This is a genomic window from Pseudarthrobacter siccitolerans (assembly GCF_030823375.1).
GTDB classification, from domain to species: Bacteria; Actinomycetota; Actinomycetes; order Actinomycetales; family Micrococcaceae; genus Arthrobacter; species Arthrobacter siccitolerans_A.
The window spans coordinates 45,152-71,187 of sequence record NZ_JAUSXB010000002.1 but is presented as its reverse complement, the minus strand read 5'-3'; the positions used below and the strand labels follow the sequence as shown (position 1 = coordinate 71,187).

General features: G+C 62.2%; 24 protein-coding genes. 12 read left to right on the top strand and 12 right to left on the bottom strand.

Annotated features, from left to right (window positions below; genetic code table 11):
* From QFZ36_RS20875 to QFZ36_RS20860, 4 genes are all read right to left on the bottom strand, one after another.
* A partial coding sequence (locus QFZ36_RS20875; RefSeq protein WP_306639398.1) for an N-6 DNA methylase occupies positions 1-1,528 on the bottom strand: 1,528 nt, incomplete at its 3' end.
* A gap of 229 nt (positions 1,529-1,757) precedes the next feature.
* Positions 1,758-2,072, bottom strand: coding sequence for a hypothetical protein (locus tag QFZ36_RS20870; RefSeq protein WP_306639396.1), 315 nt, complete (start codon positions 2,070-2,072; stop codon positions 1,758-1,760).
* A gap of 38 nt (positions 2,073-2,110) precedes the next feature.
* Positions 2,111-3,409, bottom strand: coding sequence for a Y-family DNA polymerase (locus QFZ36_RS20865; RefSeq protein ID WP_306639394.1), 1,299 nt, complete (start codon positions 3,407-3,409; stop codon positions 2,111-2,113).
* Between the two features lie 9 nt (positions 3,410-3,418).
* Positions 3,419-3,850: a LexA family protein gene (locus tag QFZ36_RS20860; RefSeq protein ID WP_306639393.1), complete on the bottom strand. Its 432-nt coding sequence runs from the start codon at positions 3,848-3,850 to the stop codon at positions 3,419-3,421.
* Between the two features lie 446 nt (positions 3,851-4,296).
* On the opposite strand from QFZ36_RS20860, the gene QFZ36_RS20855 reads away from it, so the two are divergent.
* On the top strand, positions 4,297-4,449 hold the full coding sequence (locus QFZ36_RS20855) for a hypothetical protein (RefSeq protein ID WP_306639390.1): 153 nt from the start codon (positions 4,297-4,299) through the stop codon (positions 4,447-4,449).
* Between the two features lie 237 nt (positions 4,450-4,686).
* Here QFZ36_RS20855 and QFZ36_RS20850 read toward each other — a convergent pair whose 3' ends face one another.
* Positions 4,687-4,986, bottom strand: a complete 300-nt coding sequence (locus tag QFZ36_RS20850; RefSeq protein WP_306639389.1) for a hypothetical protein — start codon at positions 4,984-4,986, stop codon at positions 4,687-4,689.
* A gap of 689 nt (positions 4,987-5,675) precedes the next feature.
* On the opposite strand from QFZ36_RS20850, the gene QFZ36_RS20845 reads away from it, so the two are divergent.
* The 6 genes from QFZ36_RS20845 to QFZ36_RS20820 all read left to right on the top strand — a co-directional run bounded on the left by QFZ36_RS20845 (position 5,676) and on the right by QFZ36_RS20820 (position 14,029).
* The gene (locus QFZ36_RS20845) at positions 5,676-6,104 is read left to right on the top strand and encodes a hypothetical protein (protein ID WP_306639387.1); all 429 of its coding nucleotides are present in this window, start codon (positions 5,676-5,678) and stop codon (positions 6,102-6,104) included.
* An 80-nt stretch (positions 6,105-6,184) separates the two neighbouring features.
* Positions 6,185-6,460: a hypothetical protein gene (locus QFZ36_RS20840; RefSeq protein WP_306639385.1), complete on the top strand. Its 276-nt coding sequence runs from the start codon at positions 6,185-6,187 to the stop codon at positions 6,458-6,460.
* Positions 6,461-7,076: 616 nt separating this feature from the next.
* Positions 7,077-8,282, top strand: a complete 1,206-nt coding sequence (locus QFZ36_RS20835) for an IS110 family transposase (RefSeq protein WP_444964488.1) — start codon at positions 7,077-7,079, stop codon at positions 8,280-8,282.
* A 692-nt stretch (positions 8,283-8,974) separates the two neighbouring features.
* Entirely contained in the window at positions 8,975-11,731 is a 2,757-nt protein-coding gene (locus QFZ36_RS20830) for a hypothetical protein (RefSeq protein ID WP_306639381.1), read from the top strand.
* 972 nt (positions 11,732-12,703) lie between these two features.
* Complete coding sequence (locus QFZ36_RS20825) at positions 12,704-13,684, top strand: DUF4192 domain-containing protein (RefSeq protein ID WP_306639379.1); 981 nt, start codon at positions 12,704-12,706, stop codon at positions 13,682-13,684.
* A 195-nt stretch (positions 13,685-13,879) separates the two neighbouring features.
* The gene (locus QFZ36_RS20820; RefSeq protein ID WP_306639377.1) at positions 13,880-14,029 is read left to right on the top strand and encodes a hypothetical protein; all 150 of its coding nucleotides are present in this window, start codon (positions 13,880-13,882) and stop codon (positions 14,027-14,029) included.
* 94 nt (positions 14,030-14,123) lie between these two features.
* Here QFZ36_RS20820 and QFZ36_RS20815 read toward each other — a convergent pair whose 3' ends face one another.
* Positions 14,124-14,336, bottom strand: a complete 213-nt coding sequence (locus tag QFZ36_RS20815) for a hypothetical protein (RefSeq protein WP_306639375.1) — start codon at positions 14,334-14,336, stop codon at positions 14,124-14,126.
* A 40-nt stretch (positions 14,337-14,376) separates the two neighbouring features.
* Positions 14,377-14,565: a hypothetical protein gene (locus tag QFZ36_RS20810; RefSeq protein ID WP_306639374.1), complete on the bottom strand. Its 189-nt coding sequence runs from the start codon at positions 14,563-14,565 to the stop codon at positions 14,377-14,379.
* A gap of 400 nt (positions 14,566-14,965) precedes the next feature.
* Between QFZ36_RS20810 and QFZ36_RS20805 the strand changes: the two genes are divergently transcribed.
* Positions 14,966-16,321 (top strand): ParB/RepB/Spo0J family partition protein, encoded by a 1,356-nt coding sequence (locus tag QFZ36_RS20805; protein ID WP_306639373.1) that lies wholly within the window; start codon positions 14,966-14,968, stop codon positions 16,319-16,321.
* Between the two features lie 426 nt (positions 16,322-16,747).
* Positions 16,748-17,035, top strand: coding sequence for a helix-turn-helix domain-containing protein (locus QFZ36_RS20800; protein ID WP_306639372.1), 288 nt, complete (start codon positions 16,748-16,750; stop codon positions 17,033-17,035).
* A gap of 534 nt (positions 17,036-17,569) precedes the next feature.
* On the opposite strand, the gene QFZ36_RS20795 is transcribed toward QFZ36_RS20800, so the two are convergent.
* Positions 17,570-17,905 (bottom strand): hypothetical protein, encoded by a 336-nt coding sequence (locus tag QFZ36_RS20795; protein WP_306639371.1) that lies wholly within the window; start codon positions 17,903-17,905, stop codon positions 17,570-17,572.
* 228 nt (positions 17,906-18,133) lie between these two features.
* Between QFZ36_RS20795 and mobC the strand changes: the two genes are divergently transcribed.
* Genes mobC through QFZ36_RS20780 form a run of 3 tightly spaced genes read left to right on the top strand, consistent with a single transcriptional unit; the run spans position 18,134 to position 21,420 of the window.
* The gene (mobC, locus tag QFZ36_RS20790; protein ID WP_306639369.1) at positions 18,134-18,523 is read left to right on the top strand and encodes a plasmid mobilization relaxosome protein MobC; all 390 of its coding nucleotides are present in this window, start codon (positions 18,134-18,136) and stop codon (positions 18,521-18,523) included.
* A gap of 2 nt (positions 18,524-18,525) precedes the next feature.
* Positions 18,526-20,157: a relaxase/mobilization nuclease domain-containing protein gene (locus tag QFZ36_RS20785; RefSeq protein WP_306639367.1), complete on the top strand. Its 1,632-nt coding sequence runs from the start codon at positions 18,526-18,528 to the stop codon at positions 20,155-20,157.
* 30 nt (positions 20,158-20,187) lie between these two features.
* Positions 20,188-21,420 carry a hypothetical protein gene (locus QFZ36_RS20780; protein ID WP_306639366.1) on the top strand — a complete coding sequence of 411 codons (1,233 nt, stop codon included), beginning with the start codon at positions 20,188-20,190 and terminating at the stop codon, positions 21,418-21,420.
* A 306-nt stretch (positions 21,421-21,726) separates the two neighbouring features.
* On the opposite strand, the gene QFZ36_RS20775 is transcribed toward QFZ36_RS20780, so the two are convergent.
* Genes QFZ36_RS20775 through QFZ36_RS20760 form a run of 4 tightly spaced genes read right to left on the bottom strand, consistent with a single transcriptional unit; the run spans position 21,727 to position 25,988 of the window.
* The gene (locus QFZ36_RS20775; protein WP_142938811.1) at positions 21,727-22,479 is read right to left on the bottom strand and encodes a PP2C family serine/threonine-protein phosphatase; all 753 of its coding nucleotides are present in this window, start codon (positions 22,477-22,479) and stop codon (positions 21,727-21,729) included.
* The gene (locus QFZ36_RS20770) at positions 22,480-23,160 is read right to left on the bottom strand and encodes a vWA domain-containing protein (RefSeq protein WP_306639364.1); all 681 of its coding nucleotides are present in this window, start codon (positions 23,158-23,160) and stop codon (positions 22,480-22,482) included.
* A 36-nt stretch (positions 23,161-23,196) separates the two neighbouring features.
* Positions 23,197-25,569 (bottom strand): hypothetical protein, encoded by a 2,373-nt coding sequence (locus QFZ36_RS20765; RefSeq protein WP_306639362.1) that lies wholly within the window; start codon positions 25,567-25,569, stop codon positions 23,197-23,199.
* Positions 25,569-25,988: a helix-turn-helix domain-containing protein gene (locus QFZ36_RS20760; RefSeq protein WP_306639360.1), complete on the bottom strand. Its 420-nt coding sequence runs from the start codon at positions 25,986-25,988 to the stop codon at positions 25,569-25,571. Before QFZ36_RS20760 ends, QFZ36_RS20765 begins: the two co-directional genes overlap by 1 nt.
* Positions 25,989-26,036 lie beyond the last annotated feature (48 nt).

The following is a 26,036-nucleotide window of genomic DNA, read 5'->3' as shown; positions in this document are numbered from 1 at the left end:
GCCTATTCAGGACAAGCTTTGACGGGAGTTCGATCTGAAGACCGGCGTACGAGCTTCCAATCTGGTAAGTAACAACGCCTTCCGGCTTCTGAGGATCAGCCGCCGGCGAGTAGATGGCGTCCGCCAGCAAAATAGGTACTTCAAACGATTCCCCGGGTGCTTCCCGGAGGAGGTCCGCTATTTCGATCAGGAAATTCACCCTTGAAATCTGGACGGCCAGCGGATTCAGGTCGATGCCCCAGACGCTGTCGCAAAGGTGAGCGAGAGTTTTCTTGGCCGTCCACCCGGCTGCCTCCGCTTCCCGCCTCTTGCGCCGGATGGCGGCGATGAGGAATGCGCCTGATCCACAGGTGGGATCCAGAACTCGGCCTTCCAACCAGGATGGAAAGTCCGCGGCTTCCATTGTGAAGTCCACCAACCAATCGGGTGTGTAGTACTCGCCCAACGTTTGTCGCAGCTTGCCTGGTACCAACCCCTGGTAAACGTCCCGAAGGACGTCCCGTGTTCTTTCCAAATGGTCTGTCCGGTAGAGAGAGAGCGTCGCCAGGATACTTCTAATTGAGTGGGCGAGGTTGCCCTCGTACGAGGGATCCTTAAGGACATCTAGGTACCAGCTGAAGATGACTTCTTCTACGAAGCCGCGGATTCCTGCTTGAAGGAAAATCCCGGATTTTTCGATGTTTTCATCGAGCGCCTTGATGAGCTTGTCGTCATCAAGGAGGGCTGCCATTTCCTGAGCTGGGTGTTCGATAGAGGAAAGATTGTGCCCGGAAACGATCTCGGCGGCCAGCAGCTTGACCAGGAAGGAGTTGTAAGTGTGAATGACGAAGAGTCTTGCTGAGATGTTGTCAGCCAACTTGCCGGACCAGGAGAAGCCGAGTTCGCGGGTAACCGCTTCGACTTGCAGCCGGGACATGTCCGCTACCTGTCCGTAGAGAGTTTTCCACTCCTCATAGAGCATCTTTATTTTGGAGTTCTCCTCGTTCCGGAGGCGCTCCGCCAAGCTGTCGGCCATGGCTTGCATGAAGGTGCGTGCGTGATCGGACTTGTGGCCGAAGTCGTCCAGCAGGTTATCGGCGGTTACCGGCCGACGCAGATCTGCCTGTAGCGCGGCCATGACCAGTTCTACTGCGTAAAACGAGAAGGGGACCAGGTGCTCAGTGGCGACCTGTCCATCGCTTACTGTGGCAAAGCAGATGTGTTCCCCATCGATGGCGATACCAATGTAGTCATCCGTTGGCAGCCCGGAGAGGGCAGACTTTCTGGTGATGTAGGGGAGGAGTCGTTGCTCCGTTGCTTCAATGAATTTGGCGCTGTCTTTGCTGCCCTGAAATAGGCCAGGTGCCTTGAATTCGATGACTACGTTGTTGTAGCTGGAGTCCTCGCGTTTCCGTTCGGCGTCCAGGTCTTTCCCGAGAGCGTTTTCCAGGGCACGTATCCATGCGAGCCGGACCTCTTCTTCGTTCTGCCAGCGGCGACGCTTGCCCTCGATGAGGCTAAAAGCCTCTTGAACTTTACCTGCGTCCACCGCTACAACGACCCTTCATTTTTCATCACATGTTGGTTTATTCTGCGACCTAGTAGTGGGCTTGGAACATCGTGTAAGCGCCGCAAATGGCAAAAGCGTCGAACCTAGCCAGGTTGACACTCCCACCTCAAGGCAATCTCTTCTAAAGCCCCAGTTGCCCTGTGCAAGGATACTTCCTTGAGTTGCCCAGGCTCGGGACGCCTAGTTCATTTGCCGTGCGGGGTCAGTCTCAATTGTCAGTGATGGACTCCAGTAGCCACTGCTCTGACAGCGGCTCGCGCCGCAGTTCGAACGTCCGCAAGTCCGATATTGACGGCCCGAGACGAACCTGAACACGCCAGTGTTCGACGTCCACGACGTTCCCGACGCCTACGGGCACGCTTTGGCGTGTTTCCCACCATGAGTCCCTGGTGAACCAGTGGACGGGTTCTTCGGTGACGGCCCAGATGCGTCCGTCGTAGCGGACGGCCAGGGGAGTGCCGGCCTTGGTGAACCGGACGTCCACAGGGGTGTTGAGGGTGGGGGCTTCAGTGGTGACGGTCATCGCAGGTGATTCTTTCTGGTGGTGCTGGGGTGTGGTGGTTAGGCGGCTTTGACGAGGGGGAGTTCGTCCCAGTGGGTGGTGTATCTGGGGGAGAGCATGTCGCGTTTCATGGTCCAGTCCGGCCCGCCCCGGATCCCGCCGTGGCCCAGGCCGATGGACCCGCGGCCGTACCGTCTGGTGACGTCCTCCAGCAGGGTTCCGATGTGGTGTTCCTCGTGCGGGTTTTCGAACAGTGACAGCGGTGCCTGGTTCCCGGTGGGGCGCAGGTCGGTGACCATGATCCCGGCCCTGGCGTACCGGACGCCCTCAACAATCCGGGGCAGGAGGGCGTGGCCGGCTTTGGTCAGGATCACCGGGTCAGCGGTCGGCATGGGTAACGGGATGCAGACGGAGGGGTAAGAGGTGTCTTTGGGGTTGAAGTGCGAGGTTCCGGCGAACGCGGTCAGGACCTTGGCCTGCAGCCCGTGTTTGGCCAGCCGCGCCGAAGCCTGCTGCCCGTACACACTCATGACCTGCCGGATGCCGGCCGCGGTGGTGATGGGTTTGGCGAACGAGCGGGAGAAGATCAGCTGATCCCTCCCAATCCGTTCTTCCTCCATGGGGATGCAGGGTGTGCCCTGCAGTTCCAGGACGGTACGCATCATCACGACCGAGAACTTGTCCCGGATCGCGACCGGGTCGGCCCGGACCAGATCGGCGATGGTGAAGATCCCCATCACGTTCAGGCGCCTGGTCAGCCGTCCGGCGATGCCCCACACCTCCTCCACGGACAGCCGGCCCAGCAACGCCACCCGCTCCGGTGCGGGGACGGAGTCCCAGTGGCATACCCCGGCAAAGGCCTTGTTGTTCTTCGCCCACTTGTTGGCCAGCTTCGCCAACGTCTTCGTCGGCCCGATGCCCACACAGACCGGAACGCCAACGTTCCGCCGGACCGCGGCCTTCATGGACCGGCCCATCGCCGCCAGCTCGGCCGGGGTGCCTTTGACGCCGAGGAATGCCTCGTCGATGCTGTAGACCTCCAGCCAGGCCGAATACCGGCCCAACAACTCCATCACCCGGGCACTGATGTCCCCGTACAGCTCGTAGTTGCTGGACAGCGCGACCAGGCCCCATTCCTTCGCCCGCGGGGCGAGCTTAAACCACGGCTCACCCATGGCGATGCCCAGGGCTTTGGCCTCGGGGGAGCGGGTGACCGCGCACCCATCGTTGTTGGACAGCACGATCACGGGTTTGCCTTCCAGGGAAGGGTCAAACGCCCGCTCCGCGGAGGCGTAGAAGCAGTTCACGTCCACGTGCGCGATCTGGGGCATGTGCCGCATCAACGCCGGCTTAGACATTGCCCGGTCCTAAACGTGGTGGAGGCATCGGGTTGCGACGCCCCAAATAGTCAGGTCGGACAGGGCCGGCACTTCAATGTCCGGGTAGGCCGGGTTCTCCGCCTGCAGCACCACCCCTGTCGGGGTGATCCGCAGCCGCTTGATTGTCAGCTCCCCGTCCAGGACCGCGACAACCACGCACCCGTCGTGCGGTTCCAGCGCCCGGTTCACGATCAGCTCGTCCCCGTCGCTGATCCCGGCGCCCTCCATGGACTCCCCGGACACCCGCACGACGTAGGTGCTCGTGACGTCCTTGATCAGGTGCGCGTTCAGGTCGAGCCGGCCATCAAAGTAGTCCTGTGCCGGCGACGGGAACCCTGCCGCTACCGGCACCGGAGAGACCAGCACCGACAACAACGAAACGCCCGCATCTATCACACGGGGACCGACAATAACGCCCACAACACACCTTTATTCGAATATATGTTCGATTAGGTAATCATACGCGCTAGGTCTGTCAGAGGTCGCCAAAGAGGTCCGGGTTATACCCAATGGGGACAGCTTTGAGCTGTGCGGAGGGCTCCACCTGTCCGCCAGTGGGCATAACCCGTCCCCTCAAGCCCTGGGTTCCGCTGCGCTCCACCCAGAAACCGGTCTTGCGCTGCGCTCCGGCCTGCTAAAAGCCTTGTTTTTGCCTTACATGTGGCTGGGTTTTTCTCCGTACAAGGCCACTGATCGTAGCCGTCCGGGGGCCCGACCCCTCAACCCGCGCGCCCGACCAGGGCCACGCGGTCGCTGCGCTCCCTTATTTCGTGGCCCTTCCCGGCCGCTCTTCGGGGTTGACGGCCCACCCTCGACCGGCTGCGACCGTGGGGCCTCGCACGGCGGGGCAGGAAGGAGGTGGCTACATGAGCATCGACGAACTGATCAAGCTCGCGACTTCGGTCGTGAGCCTGCTGACAGCTGTCATCGCTCTGCTTTCCACGCGGAACGCGCTCTTAACGAGCAAACGCTCCCGAGCGGTCACTCAGAAGCGTAAGCGTAAAGCAAGGAAGGTGTAGCTACTGAAATCCGGTGGTCGTGACCGCAAGGGTTGCGGCCACCGGGCTCCTTCTTAGCCTAGGTTGAACTCAACGATAAGGAAACCCTCATGGAACCACTGACGATCGTGAATTTCGTGCTCTCGCTGGCAGCGCTCGGCGCTTCGATCACCGCCTACCGCGCCATCTCCAAGGTCCGGAAGGACCAGGAAACCTAGACGGGCGCTGGCCGGGCTGCTCGACAGGGCGGCCCGGCCCTTAGCTCGCTGGCTGCGTGCCGGGTGGTGTGTCTTCGGCGCGTATGTCGCGGAGCGTAGCGGCCAAGGCCCGCACGGTGGCAGGGTCTTCTTCCCAGCGCTTGCCGTTGCGGGAACAGGCGTGAAAGCTGGTCAACCCTGTTCCCTCAGCTGCCTGGGCGAACTCCGCCCAGGCTTCCTGCAGCTCCGCCAGATGTTCCTGCGTTAACGGTTCAGGTGCTGCCGGATCAATGATGGCTGTTGAAACAGCCGTTTCGCCGGCTGCTGCCGGGCGTCTCTTGAAAAAGCTTCGCAGCCCCATACCCCTGCCCCTCGAAATAGATGTCCCGCCAGGAGGAGAACTCCCCCCGAGTTCCGCTTCGACTGGCGAGACGGTTCAACGGTATCAACGCCGACGGTATCCCCGGGAAAGAAAGAGCGGGCCCGCATTCCATCGAATGCGGGCCCGCTGCTTTGCAAACATCCTGCTGCTTACACCTTCGAGCATCCCACACAAGGAGGTTGCGGTGGAGTTTCAGGCCCGCCGCCACCGGCCAACTGGGGGGAACGGTCGGTGACGGGGGCAGTACAAGCTTACCGCCGCAAACACTGGTTTCCGCTGCGCTTCAACCAGTTGATGGGCGTCCGCTGGCGCGGCCGGCTGTTGGGTTCAGGGGGCGCCGTCGCAGAGCTCCGGACCCCCTGAACCTGGTGTGTCTACGACGTTTTCTGGTTGCTGTCCTGCGGATTCTAGGCGTCCGCTCCACCCCGTCTAGCCCCGGTCGTTCCTCCCGGGGCCTGCGCCCCGGAAATTCTTCTCCGGCGCTCCTGCGTCGCTGATTTCCTCCGAAGAGTTTCCGCGTCTTGCCCTGCGGGTAGACAGGCCTCCGTCGGCCGCCGAGCAAGCAAGCTTGCCAGCAACCAAAAAACAACGGGGGGAGAGGGGAAGCTGGCCGGTCACCAAAGCCGCCCCACCCACCTCAATCCTTGGGCAAAAAGGAGCAACACCACATGAACGCAGTTACCACCAAGACCGTGATCCTGAAGGACACCGGGGAAACCATCGACGGCGTGACAGTGCTGGGCGATTACCACCTGAACGGCGGCTATGACTGGATGGAACTTATCGAAGAGCACGGCTGGGCCGTGCTCTCCAGCTGGGGGTCTGAGGGCTGGGACTTGGGCCAGTGGCCCTACATCATGGTCGCGGCCACCCGGACCGCTGACAGCATCGGCAACCTGTTCGGCGTCGCCACGTACTGCGAGGGAGACGTGACCTGCACCTACTACCGGACCAAGGCCCGGCAGTGGGACGCGATCACCGAACACGCCTTCTTCTACTGGAAGAACGGACAGGCGCACGGCCCGGACGACTTGCCCGAAGCCGCCGCCGAGCTTCCCAGCCGTAACCGGATGCCTTACGCCGTCCCCGCCGCTTAACCATCGCAATCCCTTGCCGGGCGGTAATCCGCCCGACAAGGGCCCCGGCCCCTTCTCAGCCTCACTAAGGATCAAGAACCATGACAGACAGCAACCGCATCACCGAAAACACCGCACAGACCGTTGTTTTCCTCGAAACCCTGGCCCGGCTCCTTGAAAAATCCCCTGTCTGCTACAGCGAAGCCGCCGCGCAGGACCTCGCCGCGCACGTCCGTGGCATGGCTGAGGCCGTGACCAATGACGCCCGCGTTGACCCGGCAGTGCTGGATGTGACCCGCCAGTACGCCGCGCTGGACTGGCACAACGAGCTCGTGGCCGTCCTGTTCTCCCCTGAGCACCGGCCACAGATGAACTAGCCAACCTAGCCAACCGAGAGCACCCACTTACTCAGGCGAGTAGGTGGGTGCTCCTCTTTGTGGGCCCAGGACTTGCAGAAGTGCTGGCGGTCCGCCGCAGGTGGCCGGCCTGGGCTGGTGGTCGCCGGCGGCGGACCGCCGTTCCCGCCCGGGATAGCACGGAACACCTAATGCCGGCGGCGGCAAGCCTGGCAGACGGGTCGGCCCGGCAGGCCAGGGGGAAGTGCATGCTCGCAGGGCTCGCACTGGTTTCCGCTGCGCTTCAACCAGTTGATGGGCGTCCGCTTCGCGGCCGGCTGTTGGGTTCAGGGCGTGCCGTCGCAGAGCTCCGGACCCCCTGAACCTGGTGTGTCTACGACGTTTTTTGGCTGCTGTCCTTATGTTGTTGCCGGGTAGTTTTCCGTGGCCGTTGTAGGGTCGTGGCTACCCGGGGGAGGCGGGTATGGCTTTGGCTGCTGTGCCGGACGATCCACGTCGTGACGGCTTCGAAGGATTGGCCGCCCGCCGCCCCGCGATGACCCGACCGCTGATTGAGAGACGCGACATGATCGCCGGATAAGGACACGACGGCGCGGTTATCTGCCGGGCACCTGTAACCAAGGGAATGGAGGCTGTTTTGGTGAAATTGTGGGCCGGTATCGACGCCGGCAAAGCCCATCATCACTGCGTCGTGATCGACGCCGACGGAAACCGTCTGCTCTCGCAGAAAATCCCCAACGACGAACCGGCCCTGCTCGAGCTCATCGCCAACGTCCTGAAACTCGGGGACGGGGGCGAGGTGGTCTGGGCAACGGACCTGAACCACGGCGGACCGGCGCTGCTGATCGCCCTGCTCCTCGCCCATGGCCAGGACATCCTCTACATCCCGGGCCGGATTGTCCACCACGCCTCCCGGCTCTACCGCGGGGAAGGCAAAACCGACGCCAAGGACGCCGCCGTGATCGCCGGCCAGGCGAGGATGCGCAAAGACCTGCAGCCGCTCCGGGCCGGGGACGAGACCAGCACCGGGCTGCGGATCCTCACCTCCCGGCGGGCCGACAAAGCCGCGGACCGGACCCGGGCGATCAACCGCCTGCAGGCCCAGCTGCTGGAATACTTCCCCGCGCTGGAGCGGGCCTTTGACTACAGCCGCTCCAAAGCCGCCCTGCTGCTGCTCACCAAACACCGCACCCCCGACGGGATCCGCCGCACCGGCCAAACCAGACTCCATGCCTGGCTGAAGAAACACGGCGCCCGCTCGTCCGCCGCGGTGGCCGAGGTCGCCATGGACGCCGCGAAATCCCAGCACACCACCGTTCCGGCCCAGCATGTCGGGGAAGTGATCGTCGCAGCCCTCGCCCAGGAAATCATCGCGCTGGACAAGGAGCTGGCCGGCCTTGATGCGCTGATCAGCGAGAAGGTCACCGGACACCGGCACGCCCAGGCCCTGCTCAGCATGCCCGGCTTCGGACCCGTCCTCGCCGCCGAGTTCCTCGGCGCCACCGGCGGAGACTTGACTGTCTTTGAAACCGCGGACCGGTTCGCCGGCGTCGCCGGACTCGCCCCCGCACCCAGAGACTCCGGCAGAATCACCGGCAACCACCACCGTCCCCGGCGCTACGACCGGCGGCTGCTGCGCGTCTTCTACCTGTCTTCGCTTTCGGCCCTGAAGAGCTGCCCCGCCTCACGGGGCTATTACGACCGAAAACGCACCGAGGGAAAAACCCACATCCAGGCCATGCTCTCCCTTGCCCGCCGTCGGCTCAACGTCCTCTGGGCCATGCTCCGCGACGGCGCCACCTACACCCCGGTTCCCACAGGGGCGGCATCCATAGCGGCCTGACGAGACACTCCATTTTTGGCGTGGTTTTGGCAGCCCTTTTTGGCGTGTCTCGTGCAAGCCGAAGGTATTGGGGGCATGGCGGGGCGAGGGTGCTGTTGGTCATGAGCCAGCGATAGGACGCAGCCAGCTGCGGGTTCATGGTCCGGCGACGTTGCCGGCCTGGTAGAAGGCCAGGCGCAGCGGCGACGGTCCTTCCTTGCTGAGGTCCCGGTGCGGCTGGTTCATCGTCCCGGAGGACCAGTTCGAGGGGGTGCACCGGCATAGTTGGCGGCTTTCTTTGCGCTGTCGAACCCGCCGAAGGATGCAGTTCCCGCGCCGATAAGTCATCCGGTGCCTGCCTGCCCGGGACGAATCCGGTGCTGCACACCGTTCTCTTCCCGCGACCAATTCCTTCAATCGGTGCTGCTTGGGAGACAGGCGGGGGACGGTCTCCTTCACGGGCCATGACGCCCAGCCGAAAACCAGAACGATCCTGGGCCCTCCAAAGGCCACCGTAAATTACGACCGCCCTCCTTAACAGGGGGTCCCAAGACTCAACAGGGGTTCTTAAGAGATGCAGGCCCCGATGAGGGCTGTCGAGGGACAAGCGGATACAGGGTTTATCCAAGGTTTATGCGAGTTTATTCGCTTACCTTGATTGCAGGGCGACCGTGCAATGCAGCCGGTCTCCCGCCAGCAACAAGGAGACAGCGATGGACACCTCAGCCTCAGGAACCCACTCATCGGGCAGCGGCCAAGGACGCCGCAGGTGGCTGGCGGCCATGCTGAGCGTGGTGCTTGGTTTGCTGATGGTGATCGCGACTCCGGGTATCAGCCAGGCAGCAGTGACCATCTCGAAGGCCGATAGCACCGGCGGCAGGCTCCGGATCGAAGGCAATGCCATAGCGAACAGGCCGATCACCGTGGACGGCGTGCAGATGGCGACCAGCGACGGCGCCGGCCGCTTCAAGGTTGACCGGTCCGGTTTCACAGCCCCCGCGGACTGCACCGTGGATGTCAACGACGGCTCAGCGGCAGCGACCAGCGCCCGCCTGACCGGCTGCACGGTAACCACCCCGCCGCCCCCGACAGGGCCCCCCGCCCCGGTGCTGCTATCGCCCGCAAACAGTGCGAGCGTCACCACACCGTTCACCATTTCCTGGAGCCAGGTGCTCGATCCGGCATCCCTCAACGGCGGGTATAACTGGCAGATCAGCTCCTCATCGGCTTTCACGAGCCTCGTCCTCAGGGACTCGACGGCGCCCAACACCACCCAAGCCAGCGTCAGCGGCCTGGTCAACGGGACCTACTTCTGGCGGGTCCAGGCAGTGGACGGGGAGCTTCGCTCCAGCGCGTTCTCGGCGGCACGTTCTTTCATTGTCACCGGGGCCACCGCCGACCAGCCAGGCACCTCGGTCCTGAGCCTCCCGCCGTACGGCAGCTCCTTCCATCCCTTCGAGAGCTTTGGCTTCACCTGGACGGCCGCGGTACGGGCAGTGAAGTACGAATTTGTTGCCTCCAAGGACTCAACCTTCCCTGCCGGCTCGATTAAAATCGACAACATTGAAACCACGTCAACGGGACTGGTCATAGGGGACTTCTGCGGCGGCTGTGAACAAGGCACGTACTTCGCCCGGGTGGTCGCCATCGACGTCAACGGCAACCGCGGGATCCCGTCGAATACGGTGTCCTTCATTATTTCCTATACCGCTCCTCTTCCGCCGGCACCCACCGGACTGGCTCCGGCGGACGGAGCCACCGTCACCCTGCCGGTGACCCTCGACTGGAGCGACGTACCAAACCCCCAGGACACCGGCTACGAGGTGGAAATCTCCCGGAACTCCTCATTCACCGACATCGAGGACCACATCCCGCAGATCACCCCCTCACAGCGGCAGGTGCTGTCCCTGACCTCGGGAACGAAGTTCTGGCGGGTCCGTTCCCACCAGGGCGACGCCTCACCGACCACCTCTGCGGTGACCGACTGGTCCGTACCGCGCTCCTTCACCATTGCCAACACCGCTGCGGCCGTGCAGTCAGTCTGGCTCGGAGCCCCGCCCTGTCAGAACCCGTGCCCCGGCGCTGACTCACTTTTCAGCGGCCAGGAAATTACAGGGTCCATCCAGCTCACCACAGCCGCACCCGCCGGCGGCGCGGTCGTGAGCCTCGCCAGCAGCCCGGCCTCCGGCGCCAGCCACCCGGCCTCTGTCACCGTTCCGGCCGGTACCGCCTTCACGACCTTCACCCTGATCGCCGGCGAAGTGCTCCAGCCCACCCCTGTCACCCTCACGGCTACCCTCGGATCCTCATCGGCGTCCTTCAACTTCACCGTTCATCCGACCACTCTCAAACGGCTCTCCTTCTGCTGCGACAGCACCGGCGGGCTGCCGGCCGGGGCGTTCCTGGAGTTCACCGGCAAAGTTCCGGCAGGCGGCCTGACCGTCAACCTCTCCAGTGATTCACCACTGGCCACCCCGCCGGCCACCGTAACCGCCCCGGCAGGCAGTTTCTCCCTGCCGGTATCAATTCCCACCAGCGAAGTCACCGCGACAACGACAGTCACGATCTCAGCGACCCTGAACGGCACCACCGTTTCGGCGCCCCTGACCCTGTACCCTCAGCAGTCACCAACATCGCTGATCCTGGACCGCGCCGAAACCGTCGGCACTGCCGGAGCCACCGGGACCGTTCGGATCGCTGCGAGCCAGGGCCACGATGTGCAGATGCGCCTCACCAGCAGCAACCCTGAGATCGCCCAGGTCCCGGCCTACGCCCAGATCGGCAGCTTCGGCGTCGCCGCCTCCTTCAGCATCACCACCACGGCCCCGGCCGCTTCCACTGTCGTGACCATTTCCGCCATCGGCGCGGGAGTGACCGTCTCCACCACGCTCACCGTGCATCCCGCCGGTGGACCCGTAGTCTCGGTCGCGGCGCTGGCACTCAACCCGGGTACCGTGACGGGCGGCGGCACCTCGACAGCAACGCTCACACTCTCCGCAGCCGCACCGTCCGCGGGGGCACCCGTTTCCCTCAGCAGCAGCAACACGGCAGTGGCCACCGTTCCGGCCAGCGTCACGGTTCCAGCCGGAGCCACGAGCACCACGTTCCCCGTGACAACCAGTACGGTGACGGCGGCCAGCAGCGCGACGATCAGCGCGACGGGCGGAGGCACGACACGCTCCGCCGTCCTGACGATAAACCCCCCCACTACCCAGGCCGCTGACAGCGTGGCCATCCAGCAAGCGGAGTACGACGCCGGCAAACGCATCCTCCGGGTGGGCGCCACCAGCACCAATTCAACCGCCGTCCTGCGGGCCTACGTCACAGCAACCGGTACCCTGATCGGAACCCTCATCAACGATGGCGCCGGCCGCTACCGCGGCGAGCTCAGCGCAACAACCAACCCGCAGAACATCACAGTCAAAAGCAGCCTCGGCGGTTCCGCCAGCCGCGCAGTCTCCTTGAAGTAACATCTACATGCGGTGACGCGGGCCCCGGCTCCGGAAAAATTTTCGGGCCCGCCCGTCACCGGAGTGAGACGGGGACGGCGACGCGAACGCCCTCTAAGACCGGGGCGCTTCCTCCAGCCGTCGTTGGCCCCACAAACCTGCATAGCCGTGGGCACCCCAGGGACGTTTTCGGGAGTCAGGTCAGCAGTTTGCCGGGCCAAAAATGACCGGGGCATCCTAGAGTTGGCGGATGTTCTCAGCCACCGGGCCCTTGGGGCCGTGGGCGATATCGAACTGGACTTACCGGTTCTCGTCCAGGGAAGGGCAGCCGCTGGCGGCGATGGCCGAGTAGTGCGCGAACTGTCGCAGAAGCAGGGCCCGGATCACGGGGACGGTTCATGACATTTCAGACCCCTTATGAATTCCCGGTGATCTGAAACCGCTCGCCATGATGCTGGCTCCGATCAGGACCAAGAGCCTCCCGGCTTACGAGACATGGCGGCAGCCGGGCTCGCCTGCCGTCTTGTCCCATCGCTATCGAGACCTGCCGGCCAAACCTTCCATCCGGACACCAAATTACACACGCTTGCCGCAATCAAGTTCAACGACGCAGCAACCGAGCCCCAACCCGGCAGTTGCTGTCAGGCAAAGCCACGCCGGATCGTACCACTAGGAAACCGGCATTAGCTATCAACGCACAAATCCGTTGACAACATCATTGAGATTCCTTCGGATTGTACGTGCCCGTTCCGGCCCCTCTAGCCCCTCCGTTCCTCCGGGGCCTGCGGTCCGGAAATTCTTCTCCGGCGCTCGTTCCTCGCTGATTTCCTCCGAAGATTTTCCGTGCCTTGCCCTGCGGGTAGACGGGACTCCACGGGCACAGCTCCGCAAGCTTCGCCAGCAGCCAAAAAACAACGGGGGGAACAGGGGAGCTGGCCGGTCACCATTGGTCGCCCCACCCACCTCAATCCTTGGGCACAAAGGAGCAACACCATGAACGAGAAACTGAACATCACCGGCCCCGCCGACCTGCTCGCCACCGTCCCGCACCTGTTGGGCAAAACCCCGACCGAGTCCTTCGTGGTCCTCACCGCCCGCGGCGGCAAGCTTGGTGCCACCCTGCGCGTGGACGTACCAATGTTCGTGGAGCCGCTGAACTACGCGCAGACCCTGACCAGCCATGCAGCAAATGATGAGGAGGCCACCGCGTCCTACGTCATCGTCTACGCAGACGAAAACCCAAGCTACGGCTACCCCTACGCCGACCACGTCGCCACGCTGGTCAACGAACTGGCCAGCGCACGGATGCCTGTCCGCAACGTGTGGCTGGTGACTTCGAGCTACTGGGCAGAGTTCGGTACCGATGAACAGCGCCCGCTGGATCAGATCCGAGACAGCGCCGCCAAAGCGACCCTGACCTACTTTGGCAGCACTACCGATATTGACGTGTACAACCCTGCATTGCTGGGCAGGTGGGCAATGCCGGTCGAAGCCCCGGAGGGGACCTTCGAAGACTTCGAAGCCGCATGCGGGACGTGGGCCGCTGTCTTGGACGCAGCTGAAATCCCTGATGCCGAGACCGCCCGCGCGCTGGCGGCAGCCTTCCAGCACAGGCACATCCGCGACTATCTGTTCCGGGACACCATCACCACCCACAACGGCAGCTTTGGCGACGTGATGTTCGGAAAGTTCACCGGAAGGCCGGACTGGGACCGCGTGGACCGGGCCGAAGCCCTCGCGTTCGAGCTAATGAAAGCGGTACCGGCAGGCCAGCGTGCACCGATGCTGACCCTGATGGGTTGGCTGGAATGGCTCAAAGGCAACGGCACCCAGGCCGACCGCTACCTCAAACACGCGGCCGCGGACATCCCCGATTTCCGGCTGGCCGTCCTGCTGCGGGAACTGATCAACCGCGGATCCCTCGCCGAGGTCGCCCGGGACGCTGCAACCTCCTACAAGCGCCGCATCATCTAGCAAGAAACGGGCCGGGCCAGGGATCACCACACGATCCCGGTCCGGCCCCTGTTCCCGTGGCCGGGCGGCCTCCCCCGCTCCGCTCCGCCGGCCGCCATAACGCTGGCGCGGGCGCAGCCACCAGACCCAGCAAGCGCGCAGAAACCACGGATACAGTGAAGCCAGAAACACTGCACCGACCAAGGGAACGCGAGCATGGGCACTGAATTCATTCTGACCGAGGACGATCAGCCGGACCCGGACACCAGCCCGGCAGAAGAAATCGCTGAGCTACTGCTGCTGACCGCCGGTGAAAAGACCGGCCCTGTGAATATCTCCTGGGATGAAGCGCCCGGGAACTTCTGAACTACCCGCAGCAAAGACGCTGCCCCAGATTTCCTTTGCCCAAGGAAGACAACGAAGGGGCCGGCCTGCGCCGGCCCCTTCGTCATGTCCGCGACTATTTGGAGCTCAGCCGCCACAACGTCACGGCCGTCAGGCTATTCAGGAAAGCGATGAAGACATCGCCCGAAGCAGGCCGACCAACGGTCAGGTCCACGGCCACCAACACCATCGACCCGACGGCGGCAGCCGTGAACACCACAGCCAGGATCTTTAATGACCTCCCGGACAGGCGCCAGCCACTGCCGGTGGCGGGTTGTTCACCTGCCATCGGTCCGCGACTTACTGCTGTGGCCGGTGTCCAGGATGACCTACGCGCCCGATGCGCGCAGGGATAAAACGGCCCGGGCAGCGAAGGTGACGCCCGCAAGAAGAAGGACGACGGCCGAAACTATGGAGTACCAGGCTCCGTTGGAGCTCAGTGCGATGGATACGCCGATGAGAGAGAAAATAACTGCCCCCAGCGACCAAATGAGCGTTGCTCTTCTGGCGTTATTCATGGCCCAAGCCTAAAGGACCAAAGATGAGAACGGGCGTCCGCTGGCGCGGCCGGCTGTGGGGTTCAGGGGGCGCCGTCGCAGAGCTCCGGACCCCCTGAACCTGGTGTGTCTACGACGTTTTTTGGTTGCTGTCCTGCGGATTCTAGGCGTCCGCTCCACCCTGTCTAGCCCCTCCTTCGTCGGGGCCTGCGGCGCAGGAATTTCCCTGCGGCGCTCCTTCGTCGCTGATTTCCTCCGGGAAATGTCCAGCCCCTTGCCCTGTGGGTAGACAGGGCTCCGTCGGCCGCCGAGCAAGCAAGCTTGCCAGCAACCAAAAAACAACGGGGGGAGAGGGGAAGCTGGCCGGTCACCAAAGCCGCCCCACCCACCACAATCCTTGGGCAAAAAGGAGCAACACCACATGAACGCAACACCCACGCTTGAAATGCTCGACCCGGCAACCCTGACCGTGGACATCAACGTCCGGAAAGACGCCGCCCTGACCGCTGACTTCGTTGCCAGCATCAAAGAACACGGCGTGATGGAACCGGTGATCGCGCACCGCAAGGAAGACGGCATCGTGCACGTGCTGATGGGTCAGCGCCGCACCCGGGCCGCCGTCGAAGCCGAACGGCCCCTGATCCCGGTCCTGATCATCGACTCGCCCGAGGAAGCCGAGCGCATCGTGACGCAGGTGGTGGAGAACATCCAGCGCGCCGAACTGACCGAAGCGGACGAGGCTGACGCCTACCACCAGCTCTCCCTGATTGGCGTCTCGGCGGCCGCGATCGCCAAGAAAACCGGACGGACCAAGACCAAGGTCGAAAGTGCTCTCAAAGCCAAAGCATCCAGCACCGGAGCCAAGGCCCTCGAGAGCGGCTATACCCTGGACATGGCACTTGTAATGACCGAGTTTGAAGGGGACCAGGACGCGGTCGAGGAGCTTGAATCGGTCATTCGTGACGAACCGCAGTACTTTGACCACATCGCCCAGAAGCTCCGGGACGACCGGGAATCCAAGGCGGGGCACGCGACCCTGATTGAGGAACTCATCGCCCAGGGCAAAGCAATTGTGGAGGACGCGGGGCACTACGCCGACGAGGAGAACCTGTACGTCTCAGCGGCAAAGCGGGCCGATGGTGAACCGGCCGCCGATGAGGACGCCAACGCCTATGTCATCAGCACCGACTACCGGGGCCAGCACAACGCCAAGCCCGTCATCAGTGACTGGAAGGAACTGGGCTTCACCCCAAAGTACGAACGCTATAACGGCGGCGGGACACAGGCACACAAGGGCCCGATGACTGAGGAGCAAAAGGCCGAACGAAAAACCCTGATAGCCAATAACAAGAGCATGGAGTCAGCGACCAAGGTCCGTCGCGAGTTCGTCAAAACCCTGCTGTCGAAGAAGCAGGCACCCAAGGGCTGGCAGTACTTCACCGTTCACGCCATCACCCACCACTCCGAAACGGCCAGCGGCTACGACGGCAAGGTAGCCGCTGATATGGTCGGGGCCAAGGTCGAAGAGTCCAACGCCTGGGCGTGGAATCCGCTTCGTGACCACGTCGCCAGGACCGAAGCCCGGCCCGAGTTCTCCCTGATCGCGCTGGTGTGCGCAGGGTATGAGAAAACCATCGCCAAGGACTCGTGGCGGTCCCCGTCCCAGACGCACCGGGACTACCTGAACCAGCTGGTCATGTGGGGATATGTCGCATCGGAAGTTGAAAACATCATCCTCGACGGGACCAAATCAGCAGAGGCGCACGCGGCCGCATAAAGACTTCTTGCCGGGCGGAACCCTCGCCGCCCGGCAAGACCCCCGGCCACTCAACACCTGCGGGCAAGGAACCTTCCAGAAGTCGGGCGGTCCGCCGCCCAGGGCGAACCACAGCAGCCACTCACCAGCGGCGGACCGCCGCTCACGCGACACAACCACCCAAGGACTACCGCTCGCGGGACCAGGAACAACGGGGTTCCCTTGCCCGTGGCAGCAGCACAAACAGTTCAGCTAAGCTGAACAACAGATTTCCTTTGCCCAAGGGAAAACCAGGCAGGGCCGGCACATGCCGGCCCTGCCGCTCTTAAACCTTCGGTAACCCTCAGCAACGGCGGTGGGGATGGCCTTCCGGTGAAGGCGGGAAAGCCGCGCCGCGAACAGGGAACCAGAGATGAATTTGCAGTGCCGAAACGAGGAAAAATAGCTATGGCCAGGTGGACTGAAGAAGTGAACAAGACGGCCGTTCCAACGACTGCGCCATTCCCGCGGATGCTGACCCTGGACCAGGTCCAGGAGGTCCTGAACCTCGGCAAGCCGCTGGTATATGCGTTGGTGAAAAGCGGTGAACTTCGGGCCGCGCAGTTCGGGGGCCGCGGCATTTGGCGAGTACGGGAAGATGACCTGACAGCCTACATCGATGCCGCCTATGAGAAGACTGCAAAGCGGATCGCTTCCGGCCAAATCCCCGAAGGTGACACGCCCGCGGAAGACTGACACCAGATCTATGGAAAGCATGAAGGCCGGCCCCAGTTCAGAAAGGTGCCGGCCTTCGCCGCATCCACGACGGCTTTAGGGAAAATCTGTGGACATTCCTGCCGCGTGAGGTGCCCTTACTTGGATCAAGCGGGACAGCGGTACCAGGTGCTGATTAGCGCCGCCCTGCAGCTTGTGGTTGTCACCGCCCGTAACCGTGTTGGAAGCCCCCGGGTGCCGTAAAAGGTTTCCGTTGTGACGGTTCCGTCAATGCCCCGGTCGTCCCGCCAGATGACGACGTGTCGTCCCTGCTGAAAGAAGAACCCTGCCCCGCAAGGGTTGGCCGGCGACGACGGTCTTGGACCATGGGGAACTTATCCGTTGGTGGCCCAAGATGCTCCTAGGCTGTGCACATTCGCCGGTCCCGGTGGTGAGGTTGGTACTCGTGGTGGCCTGGCGCTTGTGTGCAGCCGGTCGGGTTGGGTCCCGTCGTCCAGGTGTGTGCGGGAAAAGCCCGAAGGAGTTAGCTTTTGCCGTGCACATGTGGGCGAGGGGTTACTGGCTCTCGGTGCCCGTTGTCTGAGTTGAAACTGTCTCACGGGGTTCGTCGGCCGGCTTTGACTGCCGTGTGGCTTTGCTCCCGCGGGGACGGCCGCTTGCCTTCTTGGCGGGAGCGTCCAGACCAAAGCCACGCAGGTCTGACTCGGTCCAGTCTGCTCGTAACGCGGTTTGGTAGTCCTTTGCGTACTTCTGCTCGGCGGAAGCCAGCAGTTGTGCTGCCTCCAGGAGTTCCACGCTGCTGGCAGCAGCGGTTTTCACTGCGTTAACTCTTACATCGCGGGCAGCGTCGATTTTGGCGGCCGCTTTAGCGGCAATGTCGTTTATGTCCATAGGCCCGACTCTATCGGTGAGCACTGCACTTGAAGGGCAGCTTTCAGGGCGTGGCGCGTAGACCGCAGGAAAACCTCCGAAGCCGACCGTGCGGAGCAAGCTATACATTTACACGGGTGTAAATGGCGTGTCGCTCACGGCCCTGCGGTTGATCACTTGGCACACTGGTCGTGTGGTCCCCGGTTTCGGGGTCGCTGCGCTGGGCATTTCCAGGGATTGGGGGAGCGGATGAGCGAAGAGAATGCGCCCCGCTCCCGGTTCTCCAGGCGGCGCCGAGCGAACTCACCGGCGGGGACGAAGAAGCGCAAAGATGTGTGGGTCACCGTGGAGGAGGAAGCCGCCCTCATCGCGCGGGCCACGCGTGAAAAGGTGACCGTCCCGAACCTGCTGGTATCGGCGGCACTCTCAGAGCACTCGGATTCACCGACCGAACGCCGGGCGATCATGGCCGAACTGATGGCGTTGCACAACCTGTTGGCGCGGTCCTCCAACAACATCAACCAGCTCGCCCGCCAGGCGAACGCCACCAGCGAGTTCCCGGCCGAGGCCCGCGAAGCGCTGAAGCACATCCGCTCCGTTGCAATGCGGATCGACGACGCCGTTGACGGACTGATGTAGGGATGATTCCGAACATTACCCGCGGCTCGCGCATGGCCGGCCTCATGGTTTACCTGGCCTCAACCGACTCTGACAAGACGAAAAACGCACATGCCGATCCCCACCTGGTGGCCGGCGACGCCGCCATCATGGCGTGGTACGACGACGGGGTCCTCGACCGCTCCGACGCACTGGCCATTGCCAGACATCTGGACCAGCCGCGCAAGGCGTTCGGCGTCTCGGTTCAGATCAAGGATATGCTGTGGGACGCGGCCAAAAAGGAACGTGTTCATGTCGGCTACAAGGACGCCAGCGTCTGGCATTGCTCCCTTAGCCTGCGCGCCGAGGAGGGCGCACTGACTGACCAGCAGTGGGGCGATATCGCCAACGATTTCGTGGACTCAATGGGCTTCACCGAAGCAAGCGGCAAAGCCCGCTGCCGGTGGGCGGCGATCAACCACGGCACGTCCGAAAACGGTAACCACCACATCCACATCGCCGTCTCACTCATCCGCGAGGACGGCACCAAAGCCTCGACCCATGGCGACTACAAAAGGGCCCAGCAGACCTGCCGTGAGCTGGAGGTCAAGTACGGTCTGGAGCAGCTGTCCTCAGTGCACGCCACCCGTGGTTATGACCAGGCGGAGAAGGCTACCGCTGTACGCGATGAGCGCGAAATGCACCGGTCTTCCTTGGCACGGAAGGTGCGCGCCAGTGCAAGCTCGTCTGCGACAGAAGCGGAGTTCGTTCGACGTGCACGTGACACCGGGCTGTTGCTCCGGCCGCGCTACGCCAAGAACACGACCGACGTCATCATTGGCTACTCCGTCGCCGAGCGCCCCAAGCAGGGGGAGCGTCCTATCTGGTTCGGCGGTGGCACCCTGGCGTCCGACCTGAAGCTCGGTGCGTTGCGTGAAGAATGGATGGACTCGCCGCACCTAGCGACCGAGGCGGCAGCCGAATGGAACGCGGCCGCGCGCAACAAGCGCAAGGTCTCCAAAACCGGTCCCGAGAACGCAACGCCTTCAGCGGATGTGTGGGTGGAGTACACGCGCAACGCAGCAGCGCTGGTTGAGAAGCTCCGTGTGCTGCCGAGGGATGACCATGCCACCTGGGCGAAGGCGGCACGGGAAGTTTCGGGAGCATTTGCGGCATGGTCGCATCGGCTGGAACCGACGCCCGGACCATTGGCAGCGACCGCTGCCGAACTGTCCCGCACAGCGCAGCTGCGCGGACCACGCCAGCACAGCAAGCCTGTGCCGCTGCCGTCCATTGCCGGGACGGCCATGTTGTTCATGGCGGCGTCGAGCAAGAACAAGACAGCGGCCCAGGCCGCGCTCATGCTGCAGCTGGTGAACACTGCTTTTGCCATCCATGAGATGCATCAGCAATCGGGGCGAACACGAGAGGCGCAGCGGATCCGGGCCGTGGTGACCGAACAGCTGAGACCCTTCGCTGCGACCATGCCGAAGCCTGTCACAGTGGGCGCACCAGAGCAAGCCACATCAGAACAGACGACGGCACCAAAGTCGGTGGAACTTGGTCTTCGCGGTATGGCTCCCATCCGTCCAGGTTCGGTAGTACCCACCACTGCAATGCCGGCGAAAACCCGCCAGCAAACGGGGCGCGATTCCGGCCCTGTGCTCGACCGATAACGAATCACACCAAGTGCAAGGGGGAACACCATGAGTGAATCAGATGGAATCGACGACGTCCTGGACGGCGGAATGCGCCAGTCGCTGTTGATCGCCTCGCGGATTGCTGAAACCCTGGCCCGCCGGCGGCAGGAATTGCAGCGGCAGCGGGAACAGCAGGACGCCCAGGCAGCGCACGAAGCGCAGTCACAACTGGCGGCCCAACGCAGCGCTGCACGCGCCGCGCTCTCGCCGGTGGAGAAGGATCAGTGGTGGGACAAAGCGCAGCCCAACGATATCTCCACCGCCTACGCTGTCGCAGAGGCATGGAAAGACCATGACCCGGCCGCGTTGGCGGCCGCGGACCGGATCAGGCAGGAAGTTCTGACCCGCTACGGGATCGACACCCGCGACGTCGGCTCGGACACTGCCTATTTGGAGTCTGGTATCCAGACCATCGCGGCTGAACGGGTCAGGCAGGAGGCGCTGGCCCTGAGCCAGGAAGAGGCGCGCAAGGCGGCCGCTGAACAGGAGAAGGCTATGCAGCTGCTCGCAGCGGCCCGCGCGGAAGAACTGCGCGCCCAGGCGGAGAAGCTGGCGCCCGAAATGGAACGGCACCAGGTGCCGGCGGAGTACTTGGCCAACCCCGAGCTGGCACAGGCGCTGCAGCGGGCACACAACGCAAAAACTCCGACGGCAGCCGCGGCCGCTGATGCGGACATCAAGGAACGCATATTCCTGATCGGCAAGGACGGTATCAACGGTCCCGACATCGACCAGCTCCGCACAGAAACAACAGCGAACGTCAACGGTGCCAGCGAGGCTCACTTCAAAGATCCCGAGTTCGTCAAAGCCGCCAAAGAGATGCACGAAGCCAAACTCCTTGCCGAGGATGGATTCGAGGGCTCCGAACGATCTCCACTGGAGCAGCGGTACGAGCGGGCCGAGAAAGAGCTTTTTGCCCGCTTTGAGGGCGTGGGCCGCGAGATCGAGAACCGTATCACGGGAGACGACAGTGGTCGGCTCAAGGACCAGGGCTTGAAGGCTGAAAGCACATCGGTGGCAGATTACGGCTCCGCAGAGCGCCAAGAAGCATTTGCCGCGTCACTGGGCACTACCGGGGCCAACGAAAGCCAAATCCGTGGACGGGCAGCTGCGGAACGCAGCGAGGGCACACACCCCAGTGGAGCCGTCACCATGACTAAAGGTGCTGCCAAGGCTAAGAAAACCCGGACAGGAGCAGCCTTGGGTGCGGAGCGGGCCAAGAGCGGCCCCGCCCGGTAGCGCGAGCGGTTTCGAGCAATCGTCGCAAAGGTTCGATTGAAGGTAAACGGTTTGACTGGTTTCAGCATGCGCATTAGAACGTACGCAATCGATTCTGGCTGTTCGTGCTTTGTGGCGGCATTCTGTGATCTCTATTTGGCACATTGAGCTGATTGCCGGCGCCGGTTTAGAGCGGGGGCAGCGTCTTGTATCCGACCGCATCACCTCCGCCTTCGCACACAGCGGCATGCGGCCCCGATCGGCAGGGGGCGCGCTGCATTGGCAACGTTTAGCCTTGGATAGTGTCAGCAGGCTTATGCGTCGGCTCTAAGCGAGCTTCCTGGCCAGGACAGCGATCGCACAGTCGTCCTTCGTTGCGACCCGGATCTTAGTATCCACGAGACGGCGGAGTTGTTTCTTGTGCTTAGGATTCTTAGCCTGACGAGTTGGGGCAGACGCGAGCAACTCCACGATTTTTGCACAGGCCGGGGCTAGCCCCTTTGTGCGAGAGTTGTACAGGCTGTTGGCCGTCCCGTCACTCATGAGGATGAAGCCCGTAATACCGTCCAGGCCCCCACGGATGATCCTCATCCCAACGGCCGACCGTTCCGAAGTGAGGAACGTTGTTTGGTTGGCGAATTCAGAATTGTCGGGTCCTGAAGCTACCCGTGCAATTCCGTCCTTCACGTACCCGACGACGCCGTCACCCACATGAAGGACAAGGAACTGGTCACCGGCTGTCGCGACAGCCAGGAATGTGCCGGCCAAGTCGCGAATTCCGACCGCACGGCGTTCCGCGACATCATGCAGACGATCGAGTAGGTAATTCACGATCTCAAGCTTTAAAGCGACCCCATCATCGCTCGACACAAAATCTCCGAAACGCTCCGAGAGAAGTTTGCAGCCAGTATCCACGAGCGCTTGCGCACCAAACTCAGAGTGCGTTGCCGAGCCGGCACCGTCGGAAAGACAAACCACTTGCACCCCACTGCGAGCAAGGTAGGCGGTTCGATCTTGACCGCGGCTGCCATCGAGAACGTGCCCTCGTCCCCGAACCTGATAGTGGAATTCTCGAAACAATTAGAGATCCTCGATGCCTCGGATTGAGCCGAAGTCGATCGGCGGCTCGCCCCCAGGCATCGACTGCGAGACTTTTGAAACGGACTTCGAGAGCCACTCGAAGAACTCCTTGAAGTCGATTCCCTTCAAGCGAAGAGGAGGCTTCTCCGGAGTGAATCGACCCAATACATCAAGATCTGCGTCGCTTCCGATCCCGATAGGGAAGACCGTGAGCTTCTTGCTGGCGACCATGCGCGTCACGCGCTGGATCGCCCGCTCCAACTCGCTCTTGTCACCGTTTGGCTGTCCGTCTGTCATAAGTACAAGCCAAGGCTGGAAGTATAGGACGCCGGTGTCGGAGTACAGTGACTTGCGCTTCTCCAGCGTATCGAGGGCGAGGTTCACGCCCTCGCCAAGATGAGTAAGACCGCTCGGCGCAATCGTGATGTCCCGCTGAAGGCCCTCGACACTCGCAAAATCCTGAACGAGGTTGGCTCCGGTGTTGAAAGCGACGACGCTAACCTCTGCGGAGTCGTGAGCATCATCGTCCTCATCGATGGCGTCATAGAAGAGGCCGATGCCCTCAACAAGTTCGCGGATCTTGTCGCCAGCCATAGAGCCACTTGTGTCGATGCAGAGAGAGACCGGGACTCGGGGAGTTGGGTTCTCGACTAGGTCGGCGGCTCGGATATCAAATGCCATTTGTTCAAAATTCCTTTCGGGATGAGTTTAGGGATTTCAACCGTTCCACCACTTCTTAAAGCGCTCCCAGAAGGTCGGCTGCGGCCGAGCACTTGACTTCGATGCCGCCTGTTTGGTGGTCGTAGTGGCTGCGCGTGGAACATTTGGGTAACGCTGCGATGACGCAGGTTGGGCGCTCGTAGTCCTCGGTGGGCACTGTTTCTTGATCGCCACGTGAGATTTCGCGACATCAAGTCCTTTGCCCTTGAACCACTCAATGTGGTCGAAGTCAATGAATGATTGACGACAATCTGTGCATAGCCTCAACGGATCGAGTTCCTTACCTCGCCTCTCGCACGCGGTGCAACGACCGTAGGAGAGATCCGACTTCAGAACTGACTTCTTGCAGCTCTTGCAGGTTCCCAGCTGACACTGGGAGCAGCGGCCACCGACGAGGTAGCGATGGGGCGTCTCCGTTCCGCATCTCTCACACGTACCGAAGTCACGCTTGCGATTGCAATCTCGGCACCTGCCGTCCTTGAGAGCGCCGGCCGGTCGCGGGGTGCCGCAATCAGAACACCTCGGCCGATTCTGCTGACTACAGTCAAAACACATTCCGGGGATGACGTGATCTTGAGTGGCCTCATTCCATTCCCCCACCAGGGCATTGCGGCGGTTGCACTGTGGACATTCGAGAATCGGAGTTTCAGGTTTGAACGCCTTGAACCTGAAGGGGTAGACATCGTTGGACATTGGGTCGAAGTTCTTGTCGCTTCCGAGCCACCAGCGGTATTGCCGAAATGCTCGGAGCCACTCCTCGGCAGACGGTGGAGAGGTGTACCGCTGGCCTTCCCGATGGAAGGTATTCCAAAACATCTCCTTGAGGCCGCGTGGCATGTGGCTCCACATGTACTTCCAGTTGCCCTCGGGTTGGTCACGATTTGAGCGCTCTCCGACCTGAAACGCAAAATTGCCGTCTTTGATGAGGCGAGCGATGTCACCATCGGACCCCGTACGCGCATAGGGGAACTGGCCCGTGATCAGAACCATGAAGAGCATCGTTGCGACAGCGAAAAGTTCTTCTTCACTCGTCCGCAGTGATTCGGCATACGGGCGGTCAAGTGCAGATGCTGCAGTGAACATTGGAGTCCCGACCGGGCACGGGTATCCATCGACCTGCCAAGAATCTGCATCAATCATCCAGACGTTCTTGCTGGCATCAACGATGACGTTCTTGGGATTGATGTCGCCGACGATCACGTTGAGTGAGTGCAAGTACGACACCTTCTCCAGGAAAGAGATGCAGACATCGACGAGGTCGGCCTTGGTCCACCCGGGGAACGCCTTGAGGAACCGCCGCGGGTTCATAATCACGCGGAACTCATTGCCACGAGCCCTTGGCATCATGTACCCGACGAACTCGCCCGCATCGTTTGTGACAACTGCTTCGGGAAAGCAGATGCCTTGTGAGTACAGACTCCGGGACGCAAACTGTTCGACCTTCGCTTGGCGGTGGCGCGTCACATGGTCTCGGTCGAAGATCTTGACGACTCGATCCCCATGGACTGCATAGGCAGCGCCCTCTCCGCCCTCTCCCAGGAGTTCATCGAGGACCACCGACCCACTGCCCGAAGGCGAGCTGAAGTGGACCTTGTCTCCGACACTTGGAATGGTGGCAACCTCAAGTAATGAGTCGGCCCCCTTAAATGCCGGCTCTCTATCAAAAGGCTCGACCCGGCAGCGAACCCCTGATTCCGCGCTTGGCGACCCGAGTACCGGTGATCCCGTCCGGCGATCCGCCAGCTCCGAGGTTCCGAACTGACCCTTGAAGTCAGCGAGGAGTGGGCTGAGCGCGGCCACTTCTCGCGCATCTCCCTCGTCTTGCTTGCGACGAAGTTTCCGCACCCCACGCTCGTACAGAATTTGGTCGCTCTCGATTCTGACGCGGCCATCGCTGGTCAGAGACCCAGCTACGAGCTTCTTGCTGCTCGTGTGCGACAGCAAGCGGACATGAAGAAGCGGCGTAATATCGTTGATCAGGAGGCACATGTCGTACTGGTTTGCATAGCGTGTGAAGACGGCCTCGAAGACAGAGTCGGCGTAGTGCTTCGAGTCGTGGCCTATGTCGGTACGTACCAGCCCGAGCGCCGCAGCGTCCTCGATGAACCCAAGCGAAACCCCAGCCCGGCGAATCGCCTCTGCTCGCTCCGGGTCAACCTTGCGGCTCTGCTTCGTCAGTTCCTCAACCACGTCGATCGGGATCACGATCGGGTTGTCGTTCAGGCGAATCGTCTGACCACACCGTTGGAGCAGCGCCTTCAGACCACCTCGCCTTTCCGGTCGGTCGTCCATAAATACGCTTGTGTCAATTAAGAGACGTCCGCTAGGACTAACGAAATCAATCGGGTCCAGCAGTTCCTGAGCCGCCATCAACTTTGCTTCCCAAACGTCACGTTGTTCTGGAAAGCTTCCTTCGCATCGTGTGCAAACTCCTCGAGTGCCTTTGCGGTGCGGTGTTGGCTTTCTGTTCTAGCCTTCTCGTATCGCAGGATTGCTGGCGCAGGAATCCGGTGATGACTGGCGACCTTGACGCTGTCGATTTCTCCCGAGTCGATCAACTTCATGAGGGTTGAGCGTGAGATACCGAGCATCCTCGCGGCCTCAGTGGTAGTGAACTGCTCCTTGACTGGAACTACAACGGCACCAGCTCTACCTTCTGCTTCCAATAGTTCAAGGATCTTCTCAGCGCTGTTGCGAGGCAACGAGAACGCAACCTTGATGATAGGGTCGCCCGGCTCCATCAGAGCGGTTCGAACTGCCTCGATGGCGCTCTCAACATGACCGACCATCACACCTCGTAACTGTCACAAATCCACCTAACTGATGCATCTAAACGG